17 protein-coding genes are annotated in these 16,416 nt (G+C 40.1%); all 17 read right to left on the reverse strand.

All coding sequences use genetic code 11. From position 1 onward, the window contains the following. Positions 1–41: 41 nt before the first annotated feature. The 17 genes from fliE to lepB all read right to left on the reverse strand — a co-directional run bounded on the left by fliE (position 42) and on the right by lepB (position 16,340). Positions 42–338, reverse strand: a complete 297-nt coding sequence (fliE, locus tag NSU19_RS11300; RefSeq protein WP_063386660.1) for a flagellar hook-basal body complex protein FliE — start codon at positions 336–338, stop codon at positions 42–44. A gap of 16 nt (positions 339–354) precedes the next feature. After that, positions 355–798, reverse strand: a complete 444-nt coding sequence (gene flgC / locus NSU19_RS11305) for a flagellar basal body rod protein FlgC (RefSeq protein ID WP_063386659.1) — start codon at positions 796–798, stop codon at positions 355–357. Continuing rightward, a complete protein-coding gene (gene flgB / locus NSU19_RS11310; RefSeq protein ID WP_063386658.1) occupies positions 798–1,187 on the reverse strand; it encodes a flagellar basal body rod protein FlgB in 390 nt (129 codons plus the stop codon). The genes flgC and flgB overlap by 1 nt, the downstream gene beginning before the upstream one ends. A gap of 348 nt (positions 1,188–1,535) precedes the next feature. After that, complete coding sequence (gene codY / locus NSU19_RS11315; protein WP_339196556.1) at positions 1,536–2,315, reverse strand: GTP-sensing pleiotropic transcriptional regulator CodY; 780 nt, start codon at positions 2,313–2,315, stop codon at positions 1,536–1,538. A 32-nt stretch (positions 2,316–2,347) separates the two neighbouring features. After that, a complete protein-coding gene (hslU, locus tag NSU19_RS11320; protein WP_339196559.1) occupies positions 2,348–3,751 on the reverse strand; it encodes an HslU--HslV peptidase ATPase subunit in 1,404 nt (467 codons plus the stop codon). A gap of 15 nt (positions 3,752–3,766) precedes the next feature. Next, the gene (gene hslV / locus NSU19_RS11325; RefSeq protein ID WP_339196561.1) at positions 3,767–4,309 is read right to left on the reverse strand and encodes an ATP-dependent protease subunit HslV; all 543 of its coding nucleotides are present in this window, start codon (positions 4,307–4,309) and stop codon (positions 3,767–3,769) included. A gap of 14 nt (positions 4,310–4,323) precedes the next feature. Further along, complete coding sequence (xerC, locus tag NSU19_RS11330; protein ID WP_339196564.1) at positions 4,324–5,235, reverse strand: tyrosine recombinase XerC; 912 nt, start codon at positions 5,233–5,235, stop codon at positions 4,324–4,326. A gap of 63 nt (positions 5,236–5,298) precedes the next feature. Continuing rightward, the gene (trmFO, locus tag NSU19_RS11335; RefSeq protein ID WP_339196567.1) at positions 5,299–6,606 is read right to left on the reverse strand and encodes an FADH(2)-oxidizing methylenetetrahydrofolate--tRNA-(uracil(54)-C(5))-methyltransferase TrmFO; all 1,308 of its coding nucleotides are present in this window, start codon (positions 6,604–6,606) and stop codon (positions 5,299–5,301) included. A gap of 118 nt (positions 6,607–6,724) precedes the next feature. Continuing rightward, positions 6,725–8,803 (reverse strand): type I DNA topoisomerase, encoded by a 2,079-nt coding sequence (gene topA, locus NSU19_RS11340; protein WP_339196570.1) that lies wholly within the window; start codon positions 8,801–8,803, stop codon positions 6,725–6,727. A 160-nt stretch (positions 8,804–8,963) separates the two neighbouring features. Further along, the gene (gene dprA / locus NSU19_RS11345) at positions 8,964–9,929 is read right to left on the reverse strand and encodes a DNA-processing protein DprA (RefSeq protein ID WP_082830336.1); all 966 of its coding nucleotides are present in this window, start codon (positions 9,927–9,929) and stop codon (positions 8,964–8,966) included. Further along, positions 9,907–10,809, reverse strand: coding sequence for a succinate--CoA ligase subunit alpha (sucD, locus tag NSU19_RS11350; RefSeq protein WP_066246522.1), 903 nt, complete (start codon positions 10,807–10,809; stop codon positions 9,907–9,909). Before sucD ends, dprA begins: the two co-directional genes overlap by 23 nt. Positions 10,810–10,826: 17 nt before the next feature. After that, the gene (gene sucC / locus NSU19_RS11355) at positions 10,827–11,987 is read right to left on the reverse strand and encodes an ADP-forming succinate--CoA ligase subunit beta (RefSeq protein WP_063388418.1); all 1,161 of its coding nucleotides are present in this window, start codon (positions 11,985–11,987) and stop codon (positions 10,827–10,829) included. A gap of 118 nt (positions 11,988–12,105) precedes the next feature. Beyond that, positions 12,106–12,375 (reverse strand): EscU/YscU/HrcU family type III secretion system export apparatus switch protein, encoded by a 270-nt coding sequence (locus tag NSU19_RS11360; RefSeq protein ID WP_063388419.1) that lies wholly within the window; start codon positions 12,373–12,375, stop codon positions 12,106–12,108. Continuing rightward, positions 12,372–13,859 (reverse strand): hypothetical protein, encoded by a 1,488-nt coding sequence (locus tag NSU19_RS11365; protein WP_339192943.1) that lies wholly within the window; start codon positions 13,857–13,859, stop codon positions 12,372–12,374. The genes NSU19_RS11360 and NSU19_RS11365 overlap by 4 nt, the downstream gene beginning before the upstream one ends. Positions 13,860–13,864: 5 nt before the next feature. Next, positions 13,865–14,626 (reverse strand): ribonuclease HII, encoded by a 762-nt coding sequence (locus NSU19_RS11370; protein ID WP_339200015.1) that lies wholly within the window; start codon positions 14,624–14,626, stop codon positions 13,865–13,867. 298 nt (positions 14,627–14,924) lie between these two features. Then, the gene (gene ylqF / locus NSU19_RS11375) at positions 14,925–15,779 is read right to left on the reverse strand and encodes a ribosome biogenesis GTPase YlqF (RefSeq protein ID WP_063388422.1); all 855 of its coding nucleotides are present in this window, start codon (positions 15,777–15,779) and stop codon (positions 14,925–14,927) included. 9 nt (positions 15,780–15,788) lie between these two features. Then, entirely contained in the window at positions 15,789–16,340 is a 552-nt protein-coding gene (gene lepB, locus NSU19_RS11380; protein WP_063388423.1) for a signal peptidase I, read from the reverse strand. Positions 16,341–16,416: the final 76 nt, after the last annotated feature.

The following is a 16,416-nucleotide window of genomic DNA, read 5'->3' on the forward strand; positions in this document are numbered from 1 at the left end:
CTGATCCCCCGATAATGACATTCCATTTCTAAATAGACTAATTATATTTGCATTCTCATCACTTCTTGATAAGCTTCAATGACTTTATTCCTGAATTCAACAGTTGCTTCAAGTAAAATGCTCGCTTTTTGTGCTGCGATCATGACATCATGAAGCTCTACATTTTGTCCTGCTGCAAGAGCATTTGTCAGCCGATCGGAATTTAATTGAGCTTCATTGACAGCTTCCAGCGATTTTTTCAACATATCTGAAAAGGATGATTTCCCAGAATTTTCCGTACTTTGTGCTCGGTTTTCAAGCTGAATCGATTGAGTCGGAAAAGAAATTTGCTCAATCATTTACATCACTCCTATTCTATTTCCCTATTTCCAATGCTTTCAGCAGCATGTTTTTCGATGCATTAAAGCTTGTAACATTTGCTTCATATGAGCGCGTGCTGCTGATCAAGTCGACCATTTCTTTTAAAGGATCTACATTTGGCAAAGAAACATAGCCATTTTCGTCTGCATCAGGATGGTCGGGATCATAAACGATTTTAAAAGGCGTCTCGTCCTCAACAATGGCTTGAACTCTCACGCCGTTTCCAACGCCTTTCAGCTCTTGATTCAGAAAAGCTGAGAAAGGTTTTGTATCCTCTGCTGTTACAACCATTTTCCGGCGGTAAGGCTGCCATTGCCCGTCCACATATTCAGCTCTAGTCGTCTCCATGTTTGCCATATTCGATGAAATGACATCCATTCTCAGCCGCTGAGCTGTTAAAGCTGATGCGGAAATGTTCAAAGACTGAAAAATCCCCATTATGTACGACCACCTTTTATTACTGTTTTTAATGAATTAAATTTGCCATTCAATCTGTCAATCAATGCATTGTAGAAAATTTGATTTTCCGCAAGCTTTGCCATTTCTTGATCAATGTCGACATTATTGCCATTATGCTGATAAGCACTGTTTGTCCTCGTTTCCACAATCGATGTGCTTTCGCTGCCCACAAAAGGAAGATGACGCGGATTGGTCCGATATGCATCCAGTTTTATTTGTTGATCCAAAACGTTTTTAAAATTAACTGTTTTCGCTTTATACCCTGGAGTGTCCACATTTGCAATATTATTGGCTATAACTTTTCCGTTTAAGGAAGAAATTCGAATTGCCTGCTCCAAATTGGCTATTGAATTAGAAAATATTTTCATTGCTCCCTCCAAAAGTATGATGATCTTGTATTGCAAAAGAAATAAGAAGTAAAAATGTCGAATTTTGCTAATTTATAAATATTATTTTAAAAAAGAAACAGCTTAAAGTCTATGTATAATTTGTAAAAAATCGTCGTACATTGCGATTATTTTTTTTCTAGTTCTAAATGACTATCACTTTTTTAACATTGGAATTTGATTCTGCAGCTTTTTCAGAGGGATAAGTAGGAGGTTAGAACTTATTGAAATTGGACAAATCAGCCGATTTTCAAGAAGAAATTTGTAGAAAACATTTATAAAAAGCTGCTTCAAAAGGTTTGATAAACAAACCTTTAGAGCAGCTTTCTTTTAATGGTTTTTTAATTTTTCTAGTTCAACTAAAAATTTGTTGTTTAACACTTTAATATATGTGCCTTTCATACCAAGAGAACGAGATTCAATGACACCAGCGCTTTCTAACTTGCGAAGCGCATTGACGATCACAGATCTGGTAATGCCGACGCGGTCAGCAATTTTGCTTGCAACTAGCAATCCCTCTGTGCCGCTTAATTCTTCAAAAATGTGTTCGATCGCTTCGAGTTCGCTGTATGATAAAGAGCTGATCGCCATTTGGACAACCGCTTTGCTTCTCGCTTCCTCTTCAATTTCCTCAGCTTTTTCTCTTAAAATCTCCATTCCAACAACAGTTGCCCCGTATTCAGCCAATATTAGGTCATCATCATTAAATTGGGTTCCCAGTCTAGATAATATAAGGGTTCCTAAGCGGTCTCCGCCTCCGATGATCGGTACAATGGTCGTATATCCGTTTTTAAAGAGCTCGCGGTTCTCAACAGGAAATGCAGTATATTCGCTATATACATCTAAATTTGGTGACGTTTCGGTAATATTAAATAAACTTTTCGTATACTCTTCAGGAAATTTTCTTTCCTCCAGCATTTTTTTCATGCGGTCATTATCTATTTGCTTGTTCAAGCCGAAGCCTAATACTTTTCCTCGGCGGCTGAGCACAAAAATATTTGCTTCAATGACTTCACTTAATGTTTCCGCCATTTCTTTAAAATTAACAGGTTTTCCTGCCACCTTTTGCAGCATCGCATTAATTTTTCTTGTTTTTTCTAATAACTCCATGATCTCAAATCCTCCTAAAAAATTTCATCTTTTTATAAAATAAATTGACTTAAATCTTTGTTTTGAACAATTTTATTTAATTTTTCTTCCACATAGTTCGGTGTAATCACAACCTTTTCTAAATTTATATCCGGCGCTTCAAACAACAAGTCTTCCAGCAGTTTTTCTAAAATGGTATGAAGCCTTCTTGCTCCAATATTATCTGTATCTTGGTTCACTTGGTAAGCAATTTCAGCAATTTTACGAATAGCTTTGTCAGAAAATTCTAATTTTATACCTTCCGTCTCCAATAATGCTTCATATTGTTTTAATAAAGCATTATCCGGTTCAATTAAAATTCGGACAAAATCATCTGCCGTCAGCTTTTTCAATTCCACGCGAATCGGAAAACGTCCTTGCAATTCAGGGATTAAATCCGATGGCTTCGCGATGTGAAAAGCGCCAGCTGCAATAAAGAGTATATGATCGGTTTTTACGGTGCCATATTTTGTTACAACTGCAGATCCTTCCACGATTGGAAGTATATCTCTTTGCACACCTTCGCGGGAAACATCAGCACCAGAACTGTTGTGGCCGTTTTTGGCGATTTTGTCGATTTCATCGATAAAAATGATGCCTGATTGTTCCGCGCGTTCAATGGCAAGCTGTGTCACTTCGTCCATATCAATCAGTTTTGCTGCTTCTTCATTCGTCAAAACCTTTCGGGCGTTTTTCACAGTAAGCTTTCTTTTTTTCTTCCTTTTTGGAAGAAGACTGTTCAAAGCATCCTGCATATTATAGCCCATCTGCTCCATCCCTGTCCCTTGCAGGAGATCGAACATAGAGGGCTGCTGTTCCTCAATTTCAACCGTAACAAAATGATCTTCCAGTTCGCCTGCTGCTAATTTGCGCGCGATTTCTCTCCGCTTCTCCTTTAGATCCTGTTCATTTTCTCCCTGAGTTTCGAACGAATTTGTTTGTTGATTTCCTCCGAAAAGCATTTCTAAAGGATTTTTGTAAGCAGCCTGTTTTTTCTTACTCGGGACGAGGAGCTCGACCAGCCTGCGATTGGCGTTTTCTTCCGCTTGAGCTCTTACTTCCTGCATTTTTTCTTCCTTCACAAGCCGGACGGAAGTTTCCACTAAATCGCGAACCATCGATTCCACATCTCGCCCGACATACCCTACTTCTGTAAATTTTGTTGCCTCCACCTTTACAAAGGGCGCGCCGACGAGCTTTGCAATTCTCCTAGCAATTTCAGTTTTTCCAACCCCAGTCGGACCAATCATTAAAATGTTTTTCGGAACTACTTCATCGCGAATTTTTTCATCCAATAAGCTTCTCCGGTATCGATTTCTTAACGCAACAGCAACCGCTTTTTTCGCTTCTTCCTGACCGACTATGTATTGGTCTAATCGTTCAACAATTTGTTTCGGAGATAATTGCATTTTTTTCATTCGCCTCCCTCCTTTCTAAAGTTCCTCAACGATAATGTTATTGTTCGTAAAAACGCAAATATTTGCTGCTATTTCTAGAGCGGATTTAGCGATTTCTTTGGCAGACATTTGTTCACCGGCATATTGTTTCAATGCACGGCCTGCAGCAAGGGCATAATTTCCCCCTGAGCCGATAGCTAAAATGCCATCATCCGGTTCGATTACTTCACCCGTCCCAGAAAGGAGCAGAAGCTTTTGGGCATCCATCACAATTAACATTGCTTCTAATTGTCTTAATACTTTGTCGCTTCGCCACTCTTTTGCCATTTCCACAGCCGCTCTTGCCAAATTGCCGTTATACTCTTCCAGGCTGCCTTCAAACTTTTCAAACAGCGTAAACGCATCAGCAACAGATCCCGCAAATCCAGCAAGCACTTTTCCATTAAAAATTTTTCGGACCTTTCGTGCTGTATGCTTCATCACAACTTGATTGCCAAGTGTTACTTGTCCATCACCTGCCATCGCGCATTGTCCTTTATGGCGAATGGCAAAAATCGTTGTCGCATGAAATGTTGACAATTGCAAGCCTCCCTTTAAGAATCTTTTGCTCGTGGATGGTAGGCCATATAAACATTTTTCAAATGGTCTTTTGACACATGGGTATAAATTTGCGTTGATGATAAATGAACATGGCCCAAAAGTTCTTGAACACTTCTTAAGTCAGCTCCAGCATTTAAGAGGTGAGTCGCAAAAGTATGCCTAAACATATGCGGATGAAGATGCAGATTTTTTGCTGAAGCATCTATCAGCTGTTTTAATATATACCGAACTCCCCTTGCTGTTAAAGGCTTTCCCCGATGGTTTACAAACAAAAAGCGATGATCCTGTCCGGACTGATTTTTCATCAGCTTGCTTCTGCCATCATGGATATATCGTTCCGCTGCCTGACGTGCATAGCTTCCGAAAGGCACATAGCGCTGTTTGTTTCCTTTTCCATTTACTAAAATGGTCTCAATGGAAAAATCCAGGTCTTCAAGGCGAATTTCGCATAATTCGCTTACACGGATTCCCGTTCCATATAAAAATTCCAAAATCAATTGATTCCGCTGCCCGAGCGGATCATTCAGGTCGGAAATGGAAAACAGCATTTCCAGCTCCTCATCAAATAAAAATCTAGGGATCGCTTTTTTTTGCTTCGGAAGTGACACTAAAGAAAAAGGATTATCCGTTACATATTTTTCCCGCAAAAGAAAATGATAAAAAGTTCTAATGCTTGAAATTTTACGGGAAATGGATGTTTTGGAATACTTTTTGCTTAAATCCGTCAAAAAAATACGTATATCTGAATATTGAACGTCATCCAGCCTTTCTAACCCTTCTTTTTCCATAAAAGAAAAAAAATCATTCAAGTCATGCAGATAATTCACAATTGTATATTGTGAATAATTTTTTTCAATTTGTAAATATTCAATGAATAAATTTAAAAAATTCTTAACATTTTCCACTATTAGCACCTCACAAAGGGCTACTAAATCGTATCACATTTGCAGTAGCCCTTTCAATCCATTTTATAATTTTTTCGAAATTTTTTGAATAGTTTGAAGTGCTCTTTTTGCCAATTGTTCATTTCTTTCTTTTTTCACTTTAATGTGGGTGTCAAGCGGTTTAAAAAGACCAAAATTCGCATTCATCGGCTGAAAATTATTCGGATCTGCCGTTGTAATATACTTTGCCATGCTTCCCATTGCTGTTTCATCAGGAAATTCAATCAATTCCTTTCCCAAAACGAGGCATGCCGCATTAATGCCTGCTATTAATCCGGAAGCAGCTGACTCAACATAGCCTTCTACGCCAGTCATTTGTCCGGCGAAAAACAAATCCTCGCGCCCTTTATATTGATAAGTTGGTCTAAGCAGTTTCGGGGAATTGATAAACGTATTTCGATGCATCACTCCATATCTGACAATTTCCGCCTTTTCAAGCCCCGGAATCATCTGAATGATTTCCTTTTGCGGACCCCATTTTAGATGAGTTTGGAAGCCGACGATATTATACAAAGTCCCTGCCGCATTATCCTGCCGCAGCTGGATGACGGCAAAAGGACGCTTTCCTGTTTCGGGATGCTCCAAGCCGACAGGCTTCATCGGTCCGAAAAGAAGCGTTTTCTTTCCTCTCTTTGCCATGACTTCAATCGGCATGCATCCTTCAAAAAAGATTTCTTTCTCAAATTCTTTTAGAGGAACAGTTTCCGCGCTGATTAATGCCTCATAAAAGCGGTCGAACTCTTCCTCTGTCATCGGACAGTTTAAATATGCAGCCTCCCCTTTGTCGTATCTTGATTTCAAATATACTTTTTCCATATCAATGCTGTCTTTTTCAATTATCGGTGCGGCTGCGTCGTAAAAATATAAATATTCCTCGCCAGTAAGCTTTTTTAATGCTTCCGATAATGCTTCTGAAGTTAAAGGTCCTGTCGCTATTACCGTCGGCCCTTCTGGAATGTCCGTTACTTCTTCGTGAAAGACGGTAATATTGGGATGTTCTTTCACCCGTTTAGTGACGATATCCGCAAATTCGTGGCGATCAACGGCAAGTGCACCCCCAGCCGGAACGGAACATTGATCAGCAGCCGAAATAATTACGGAGTCACACATTCTCATTTCTTCTTTCAATACTCCGACTGCATTTGTCAAAGAATTGGCTCTCAACGAATTAGAGCAGACCAGTTCAGCAAATTTATCCGTATGATGGGCCGGAGTTTGCTTTTTTGGACGCATTTCGTACAAGCGAACTTGAATGCCTCTTTTGGCAATTTGCCATGCCGCTTCGCTTCCAGCTAGCCCAGCACCGATAACGTTGACAACTTGATTGTTCATTTTAGCACTCCTCCGTCTTTTTAAAAGCTCTCTTCTTGTTGTGTTTTCGAAAAAAACTGCCGAAATATCTCCATGAAGAAGGTGAGCTTTACATTGCTCACCAAAGAGAAGATATTTGTTAACGCTGCGGTTCTTCTTTATAGTCGCAAGAAGAACATTGCACTTGAACACCTTTTTTCAAACGTTTTTCTACCAAAATTTCTCCACATTTCGGACATTTTCTTTCAACCGGCTTTTCCCAAGAAATAAAATCGCACTCTGGGTAACGGTCACATCCATAAAATACGCGGCGTCTCTTCGACTTTCTCTCCACAATATTTCCCTCATGGCATTTCGGACACTTCAAACCGATTTCTTTTAAAATCGGTTTTGTATTGCGGCAGTCTGGAAAATTGGAGCAAGCCAAAAATTTTCCGTACCTTCCCATTTTGTAAACCATTTCGCTTCCGCATTTTTCACACTTTACACCGGCATATTCATCTTTTATTTCTACCTTTTCCATTTCATTTTCGGCTTTTTTAACATTCTTTGAAAAATCATGATAAAATTCATCAATAATTTTTACCCAATTTACTTTTCCTTCTTCAATATCATCTAAATCATGCTCCATTTTCGCAGTAAATTCCACATCCAAAATTTCAGGGAAAAATTCCATCATCAGCTCGTGGACAATTTGGCCAAGTTCTGTTGGGACAAATCGTTTGTTTTCAAGCGCAACATACCCTCTTCTTTGAATGGTATCGAGCGTCGGTGCATAAGTAGAAGGACGTCCTATGCCTAATTCCTCCAGCGTTTTGACAAGCCTCGCTTCCGTATACCTTGGAGGCGGCTGTGTAAAGTGCTGCTCCGGTTTTAAATCTTTTGAAAAGATTTTATCCCCTTCCTGAAGATCAGGCAAAAGACGATTGCTTTTATCTTCTTCTTGATCGTCCGTCCCTTCTACATATACTTTCATAAAACCATGGAATTTGATTTTTGAACCGTTTGCACGGAATATAACACCATTGTTCTCCAAATCAACGCTCATCGTATCCATGACAGCCGGCGACATTTGGCTCGCGATAAATCGTTCCCAAATCAGTTTGTATAATTTATATTGGTCTTTTGTTAAAAAGTCTTTTATTCCATCCGGATTTCGAAAAGCGCTGGTCGGCCGTATCGCTTCGTGAGCATCCTGAACATTGCCTGATTTCTGACTTCCTCTCGTTTTGGCTTGCGCATATTCACTGCCAAACATCTTTTCAATATAACTGATTGCCTCCGATTTCGCTGTGTCTGAAATTCGCGTGGAATCGGTACGCATATAAGTAATCAATCCGACAGTGCCTTCCTTGCCGAGGTCTATTCCTTCATACAGCTGTTGTGCTACCATCATCGTTTTCTTCGCACGGAAATTGAGTTTCCTTGCAGCTTCCTGCTGTAAAGAGGAAGTAGTAAATGGAGGTGCAGGATTTCTTCTCCGTTCTTTTTTTGTTACTTTCGTTACAGTAAACTCATTTCCAATAACTTTTTGGAGCACCTGTTTTACATCTTCCTCTGTTTTCAACTCCTTTTTTTTGCCTTCAACACCCCAAAAAGCAGCTTCAAACGACTCCGTTCCTTTAAGAAAGTCTCCGTTAATCGTCCAATATTCCTCAGGCTTGAAATGTTTAATTTCATTTTCACGATCGATAATTAGACGGACAGCAACAGATTGAACTCTCCCGGCACTTAAACCCTTCTTTACCTTTTTCCAAAGGATCGGGCTGATATTGTAGCCGACCAGCCTGTCTAATACCCTTCTTGCCTGCTGGGCATCAACTAAATCCATGTTAATAGCTCTTGGCGATTTAAAAGAATCTTTGATCGCATCTTTTGTAATTTCATTGAACACAACGCGGCAATCGGATTGGATATCAATATCTAAGCTTTGCGCTAAATGCCACGCAATCGCCTCTCCCTCTCTGTCCGGGTCGGCTGCAAGAAAAACTTTTTTCGCCTTTTTGGCAGCGTTCTTGAGCTCTTTCAGAACCGGCCCTTTCCCTCTTATCGTGATGTATTTTGGTTGAAAATTGTGCTCTATGTCAACTCCCATTTGACTTTTAGGCAAGTCCCGAACATGGCCCATTGAAGCCTTCACGGTATATTTTTTTCCTAAATACTTTTCAATTGTTTTCGCCTTTGCTGGCGACTCCACAATGACTAAGTAGTCCGACATTCATTTTTCCTCCTTAAGAGGTTTTCTCTCTTTTTATGCATCAGTTTATGAAAATGATTGTTGATCATTCAACTGTTAAAATAATCTTCACTATTATTAAATATTCCAATGCATTTTGTCAAACAGTATTCATCAGCTTCCGCCTTTAGACGCAAAAAAATTATTTTTCTTCATACATCGGCTTTAATTCTTCTATAATCTCATCAGGTGACAGGGCAAGCGCTGCCCCTTCCTTTAACAATTGTATATTCCCTTGAAATAATGGATCAAATAATGGCACCGGGGGTGAAAAAACGATTCTCCCTTGTTCCAAAGCATGCTGGGCAGTGATAAGAGAACCGCTTCGTTTGGAAGCTTGAGCAACAAAGGTTCCTAAGCTTAATCCGCTAATAATTCTATTTCGCATTGGAAACATCCATTTTTCCGGTCTTTTATATGGAGGATGCTCAGAGAGGAGAAGATGCTCCTTTTGGATGATTTTAGCCAGCTCCATGTTTTCCTTCGGATAAATATGATCAAATCCGCCAGCGATTACGGCAATTGTTTTCGAATTCTCCTCAATGGCCGTCCAATGGGCTTTCGCATCAATACCGAGGGCAAGCCCGCTGATTATCGTAAATTTTTGCTTCGCCAAATGCGTAACAAAATATTGAACAAGGTCGCAGCCATATTTCGATGCATGACGAGTTCCGACAACGCTTAAATTTCGGATATTTTTTAATAGACTAATATCCCCTTGGCAAAATAAAACGGGAGGCGGATCAAAAATATGCTTTAAATACGTTGGATAATGGGAATCAATGATCGTAATCAGGTGGATATTCCTGTTTTTATAATAGTTTAGCAGGCTCTCCGTTGAAATGGATTGGTAATCTTCTATAAACGTTGAATAGTTTTTAGGAGGAATAAACAGACGGGTGGCTAATGTTTGAGGCGTTAGATGCAGAGCTTCTTCATACATGCCTTCCTGTTCAAAAAGCTGAACGATTCTTCTCTTTGCCGCACCTTTGCAATGAGCGAGTTTTATTAATAAATTTCTAGGATTAATAGCCCTCACCTCAATTCTATAAAGAAGGAATAGCCTTGTGGCTACTCCTTTTGTTTTAATGAGTTTTGCATTTTTCATATAAACCTTTTTCTTTTAAAACTGAGATTAACGTCTCGCCAATAACGGAAGGAGTATCTGCGACTTTAATACCACATTCATTCATTTTCTTAATTTTTTCCGCTGCTGTTCCTTTACCTCCGGAAATAATTGCGCCCGCATGTCCCATGCGTTTTCCTGGAGGTGCTGTTTGTCCGCCGATAAATCCTACGACTGGTTTTGTCATGTTTGCTTTAATCCACTCAGCTGCTTCTTCTTCCGCTGTACCCCCGATTTCACCAATCATAATGACGGCATATGTTTCCGGATCTTCGTTAAATGCTTTTAGCACGTCAATGAAGTTTGTGCCGTTTACAGGGTCCCCGCCAATTCCAACAGCCGTTGACTGACCAATGCCTGCTTGCGATAGCTGATGAACCGCTTCATATGTCAAAGTACCTGAACGGGAAACGACTCCGACATGTCCCTTAGTGTGGATATATCCAGGCATAATGCCGATTTTACATTCGCCAGGTGTGATGACTCCCGGGCAGTTCGGTCCGATTAATCGAGTTTTCTTTCCTTCCATGTATCTTTTTACTTTGACCATGTCTAAAACCGGGATATGTTCTGTAATACAGATGACTAGGTCAAGCTCCGCATCAACCGCTTCCATAATGGCATCCGCTGCAAAAGGAGCTGGGACATAAATAACGGAAGCATTGGCACCGGTTTGTTTCACCGCTTCTTCAACCGTGTTGAAAACCGGAACTCCTTCGACTTCCTGACCGCCTTTGCCTGGGGATGTCCCGCCGACAATCTTCGTTCCGTATTCAAGCATTTGTTTCGTATGGAATAATGCAGTAGATCCAGTAATCCCCTGAACGATTACTTTTGTATCTTTATTAATAAATACGCTCATTCTTCTCCCTCGCTTTCCTATTTCACTAATGAAACGATTTTTTGCGCCCCGTCTGCCATAGACTCTGCAGATGTAATATTTAGGCCTGACTCTTCTAGTATTTTTTTACCAAGCTCAACATTCGTTCCCTCAAGACGAACGACTAGCGGGATCGTCAAGCCAACTTGTTTTGTCGCTTCAACGACACCTTGTGCGATGACATCGCATTTCATAATGCCTCCAAAGATATTGACGAAAATCCCTTTTACGTTTTCATCCGACAAAATAATTTTAAACGCTTCCGTAACCTTTTCTGCCGTTGCGCCGCCGCCGACATCTAGGAAGTTTGCTGGCTCACCGCCGTAATATTTAATAATATCCATCGTTGCCATGGCAAGACCTGCTCCGTTTACCATGCACCCGATATTGCCATCAAGAGCTATGTAGCTTAAATCATATTTTGAAGCTTCAATTTCTTTCGGATTTTCCTCATCTAAATCACGATATTCCAACACATCTTTTTGACGGTATAATGCATTGGAGTCAAAGTTTAGTTTGGCATCCAAAGCCATAACCTTTCCGTCGCCTGTAACGACAAGCGGGTTAATTTCCGCAATGGAGCAATCCTTTTCGACAAATACTTGATAAAGTCCCAACATAAATTTAACAGCTTGTCCGACTAATTCTTTCGGAATGTTAATGTTAAATGCGATTCGGCGAGCTTGGAAAGGTTGAAGTCCTACTGCCGGATCAATATATTCTTTGAAGATTTTTTCCGGTGTTTTCGCTGCCACTTCTTCAATTTCGGTGCCGCCTTCTTCAGACGCCATCAAAACAACGCGGGAGGTTGCGCGATCAACAACAAAACCAACATAATATTCTTTTTTAATGTCACAGCCTTCTTCAATTAAAAGACGTTTGACTTCTTTTCCTTCTGGTCCTGTTTGATGTGTAACGAGCGTTTTTCCTAACAATTCACTAGCATACTCGCGAACCTCTTCTAAACTTTTCGCTACTTTTACTCCGCCAGCTTTCCCGCGGCCGCCAGCATGAATTTGCGCTTTGACTACCACTACGTCAGTACCCAGCTCTTTTGCAGCTTCAACCGCTTCCTCAACGGAAAACGCAACTTTGCCGTTCGGTACCGTGACGCCGTATTTTCTGAGGATTTCTTTCCCCTGGTACTCATGGATATTCATATCCCATCCTCCTAACTTATGTATCTTAGCCTTTTCGAGGCAATTTTAGACTGCGCTTTCATTGTATAAAAATGTTTCATCATTGTCTACCATTCTTTATAAAAAGACGTCGTTTATTTCATCTTTGCTGGTCTAAGCGGTATATAAAGCTTAAAAGCTCAGCTACCACTTCATAAAGCTCCTCGGGAATTTGCTCATTTATTTCCACTTCTGACAAAAGTTCAATAAGCGAGGGATCTTCTTGAATCGGAACATTGTTTTCTCTAGCTTTTTCAATGATTTTTTCAGCGACATACCCTTTACCTTTTGCCGATACTTTTGGCGCGGCGTCCTTTTCATCGTTATAGCTGAGGGCAACAGCTTTTAAATCTTTTGTTTCTTTTTTCATATTTTGATGTCCACCTTCTGGTAAGGTTGTCCGGAAATGACCTTTTGAGTTTGTTCATCCGTTTTTCCCTTTTGGATAGAAACTCCTGTTAAAACATAATTGATTTGTTTTAAATTTTCCTGAAGGCTTCCCAAATGCTGAACAATATCACTTTCTTCAAGAATGTCGTTGTAAATCGTAACTTTTACAGCGCGATTTTGAATGAATACGTCCACTACTGTTTCTTTTATTTCTTTTAAATACAATGAAAAAACGATTCGGCAAAAATTAGGATTTATTTTTTCTGTTTCGTCTTTTTTTCCGTTGATTTGGATTGTAATATCCGTCCATTGCTCTCCTAACTGAATGGGGACATGAATAAAAAATTGTTCAACAGGTCCTTTTTGTTCCCGCATAAAATGCTGTCCGTTTATGTAATCTAAAGCGCGCTCCATCGCCCCTCTTAAACTTGAATGTTCCATATTTTGCAAATATTTTATAAGCAGTGTCTTTAATGGCCATTCACTCTGACCGCTACTGCTTTCAGCATGTTCAAATAAGCCGATTTTGGCTATCGCTGTTTTTAACAATTGTTTCACTTCTTGAGCGGAAACGTTGTGGATGCTTTGCTGAAACATTGCTTTCAGCGTATTTTTTTCTTCCGCGTTCAGCATTTGTCCAATTCTACTTCCGTCCGCCTTGTCTTTTGTGAATGGTTGAAGCGATGCTTGCTCACTGTTTTCATTCAGTATAAGCTGCTTAATGGCTAGCGGATTTTCTTTCATCCAAAATTCAAGCTTATTCAACAATTGCTTGGAAAAGGTGTCATTTCTTTCTCGCAATATTTGGTTCACTTCTTCGGCTTTATATAGAAAACGAAGGTTTGTAAGCTGAAACAGGTTTCGGTTTAGATCTTTCATGTCCTCGGCTCTTCCGCTATTGTTTAACATTTCGTCTAATTGAAAAAGGAGCTGAGACAGCTTCTTCTCATCTTGAACAGCCAGCAAAGGACGGATGACATGCTCCGCAATTGGCAGTTTTTTTTCAAAAGCGATGAGAAGCGCCTGAAATAAACTTTCACGAGGAGCTTTTCCCTTAAAGGACTGCAAAATGTTGATGGCAAGAGCCAAGTCTTTTTTGGAAAAAGGAATTTCATTTTCCAGCAGCAAATCAATAAGCTGCGAGGCCATATTGTCAGCAGGCAGGCGGAAATGTTCAAGAATAGCTCGGCCTGTATGACCTTCATCTTTTTCCGGAAACAAAAGCTTCAGTCTGATTCCGCTTTCCGTTACTTCAGTCTGAAACCAATAAGTTTTCATTGCTTGAATATCCGCCTCAACAGCAGCGGTTAATTTCATTTTTCCAATTGCAAGCAATGCATGAGAATTAGGATAAATTTTCAACACTTTTCCTTTCACAATCTCTTGATCTTGAAATGTTTTGGCCGCGGGATCAAAAAGAGATTGAAGACTTATCTTCCTAAGAAGAGCAGATATTTCATTCATTCTTATCACCCGTTAAAAAAGTTTAACGCATCTTGTACCGGAGCAAAGCTTTTCCGATGATGCTCCGTCACACCGTGCTTCTCGATCGCTTCCAAATGCTGCTTTGTACCGTAGCCCACATGACGTTCAAAGCCGTATTCCGGAAATTGCTTTCCCAGCTCTTCCATGTACCTGTCTCTCACAACTTTTGCGATGCAGGAGCTTGCTGCAATCGTAATGCTTTTTTCATCACCCTTAATGATGGAAAGCTGCGGAATATTAATTGGTAATTCAAGAGCATCAATCAATAAATGATCCGGCTTTGCCTGCTTTAACTGATCAATGGCTAAAAGCATTGCTTTTTTTGTCGCATTGTAAATGTTTAGCTCATCAATTTCTTTTGCCGACACAAACCCAATCCCGACATCTACTGCCAGATCCATTATGTATTGAAAAAACTCTTCCCGTTTTTGCTTCGAAATTTTTTTCGAGTCCGTCAGCCCCGGCAAATAAAATTCATCAGGCAAAATCACGCAAGCAGCAACGACCGGACCTGCAAGACACCCTCTTCCCACTTCATCAATGCCTGCCAGCATTCGAAATCCCTTTTCTTTCAATTCTCTTTCGTATTTGCACATGTTTTGAAACTGCTGTCTCAATTGCTGCTCTTTTTCATATTGCTTCAGCCATTTTTTTACTAATTTTTGGACGGTTTTCCGCTCATCTTTTTGGCAGGCAAGAAAAAAAGGGTCGTTTATATCATGGATGGCACTGAGCTTTTCTTCAATTTCCTTCGCCGTTAAATTCAACTTTCTTCAACCTCTCCCTTAATATTTGCATTTGTAAATTTCGTTCGAATAGTTAGTACATGAACGGCTTCCTCGGCTGCAATTTGATTAAGCGTCTATTTTTCACATGCTCAAATGACTTTCAAGACTTTTTTACTATTTCTCGAAAGCTTCTTTGGAAGCTCTTTACCCGTCAAGAAAGGAAAACCGATTAACCGGTTAAGCGCCGATTGCACCGCTTCTCTCAAGTGAACGAGTTTTGTTAAAAATAAAATATAGACACGCGGAATGCGTGCCTTTATTCATTTGGCCGGTCAAAACTTATTTTCCCCAGCTTCAATGTCCGAACATCCCTTATGAACACTTCCGCCGTCTTGTCATAGTCTATCAGGCCGCCAGCTGATAAACAGCCTCTTTTTTTTCCAATATGATCAAATAAGTCGACGATTTCATTTTCATTTGATAGATTGTCGATTTGATAGCGATCCATTAAACGATCTGGATAATGCTTGATCAAGTATCGCATCGCATAAGCTGCTACATCCTGCAAATTTAAAATCTCATCCTTAATGGCGCCTGTCGCAGCCAGCTTCAGCCCGACTTCTTCATCTTCAAATTTCGGCCAAAGAATGCCTGGGGTATCGAGCAGCTCCAATTCTTTTCCTGTCTTGATCCAGCTTTGCTGTTTCGTTATGCCTGGACGATCGCCGGTTTTGGCAATGTTTCTTCCTGCAAGGCGATTGATCAGCGTTGATTTGCCGACATTCGGAATTCCAACAATTAATGCGCGGATCGCCCTTGGTTTTACCCCTTTTGCTTTCATTTTTTCACGTTCTTTTTCGAGCAGTTCTTTTGAAAGCTGCACGATTTGTTTTAGTCCTGATCCTGTTTGCGAGTCGATGGCTATTGATGCAATGCCCTGTTCTTTGTAGTACTGAATCCATTCTTTCGTAATGCTTTCGTCTGCCATATCCTTTTTATTTAAAATTAAAATTCTTTTTTTATTGGCAATAATGTCATCAATCATCGGATTTCTCGATGACTGAGGGATTCGGGCATCGACAAGCTCATAGACAATATCTATCAGTTTCAATTTTTCAACAACTTGCCGTCTCGCTTTTGCCATATGCCCTGGAAACCATTGAATCGTCATCTACTTCACCTACTTTACAACTCCAAATTCAGAAAGCGGCCAATAAACAAAATTAGTTTTCCCCATAACTGATTCAATCGGAATGGTCCCTATATGCCGCGAGTCTTTGCTGTATCTTCTATTATCACCCATAACAAACAATTCGCCTTCAGGCACAGTTGATCTTCCAATAATGTCTTCAAGTTTAAATGGTTCTGTTAAAGGGCCATCCACGCCGTTTTGTTTATATTTTTCCAAGTATGGCTCTTCATACTTCTTGCCGTTAATGTAGAGGGTGTCATCTTTATATTCTATATGATCGCCAGGCAAACCGATGACACGCTTAATGTAGTCTTTCTCTTCCGTTGCATGAAAGACGACAATGTCAAAGCGTTTTATTTCACCAAGCTTCGTTCCGATTTTATTCACGATCATTCGGTCCTGGTCTTGTAATGTCGGCATCATGGAAACTCCATCAACGACAATCGGAGCAAAGAAAAACGTCCGAATGACGACCGCCAACAAGACGGCGACACCTAGAGCTTTCATCCACTCAAAAAATTCATTTTTTTTACGTGACATTTCTTTCACACCTTTATGTTTTTAAAATGGTTTTTTATTTATTTTAATACAATTATTGGCTTAACAAAAGAACATG

It is taken from the genome of Aeribacillus sp. FSL k6-2211 (assembly GCF_037966125.1).
GTDB lineage: Bacteria > Bacillota > Bacilli > Bacillales > Aeribacillaceae > Aeribacillus > Aeribacillus composti.

Coding starts and splice junctions, on each gene's coding strand:
- sucD (WP_066246522.1), bottom strand. CDS start 10,809: ATGAGCGTATTTATTAATAAAGATACAAAAGTAATCGTTCAGGGGATT.
- NSU19_RS11365 (WP_339192943.1), bottom strand. CDS start 13,859: ATGAATGAAATATCTGCTCTTCTTAGGAAGATAAGTCTTCAATCTCTT.
- flgB (WP_063386658.1), bottom strand. CDS start 1,187: ATGAAAATATTTTCTAATTCAATAGCCAATTTGGAGCAGGCAATTCGA.
- lepB (WP_063388423.1), bottom strand. CDS start 16,340: ATGTCACGTAAAAAAAATGAATTTTTTGAGTGGATGAAAGCTCTAGGT.
- sucC (WP_063388418.1), bottom strand. CDS start 11,987: ATGAATATCCATGAGTACCAGGGGAAAGAAATCCTCAGAAAATACGGC.
- dprA (WP_082830336.1), bottom strand. CDS start 9,929: ATGAAAAATGCAAAACTCATTAAAACAAAAGGAGTAGCCACAAGGCTA.
- flgC (WP_063386659.1), bottom strand. CDS start 798: ATGGGGATTTTTCAGTCTTTGAACATTTCCGCATCAGCTTTAACAGCT.
- fliE (WP_063386660.1), bottom strand. CDS start 338: ATGATTGAGCAAATTTCTTTTCCGACTCAATCGATTCAGCTTGAAAAC.
- ylqF (WP_063388422.1), bottom strand. CDS start 15,779: ATGACGATTCAATGGTTTCCAGGGCATATGGCAAAAGCGAGACGGCAA.
- topA (WP_339196570.1), bottom strand. CDS start 8,803: ATGTCGGACTACTTAGTCATTGTGGAGTCGCCAGCAAAGGCGAAAACA.
- codY (WP_339196556.1), bottom strand. CDS start 2,315: ATGGAGTTATTAGAAAAAACAAGAAAAATTAATGCGATGCTGCAAAAG.
- trmFO (WP_339196567.1), bottom strand. CDS start 6,606: ATGAACAATCAAGTTGTCAACGTTATCGGTGCTGGGCTAGCTGGAAGC.
- NSU19_RS11360 (WP_063388419.1), bottom strand. CDS start 12,375: ATGAAAAAAGAAACAAAAGATTTAAAAGCTGTTGCCCTCAGCTATAAC.
- hslU (WP_339196559.1), bottom strand. CDS start 3,751: ATGAAAAAAATGCAATTATCTCCGAAACAAATTGTTGAACGATTAGAC.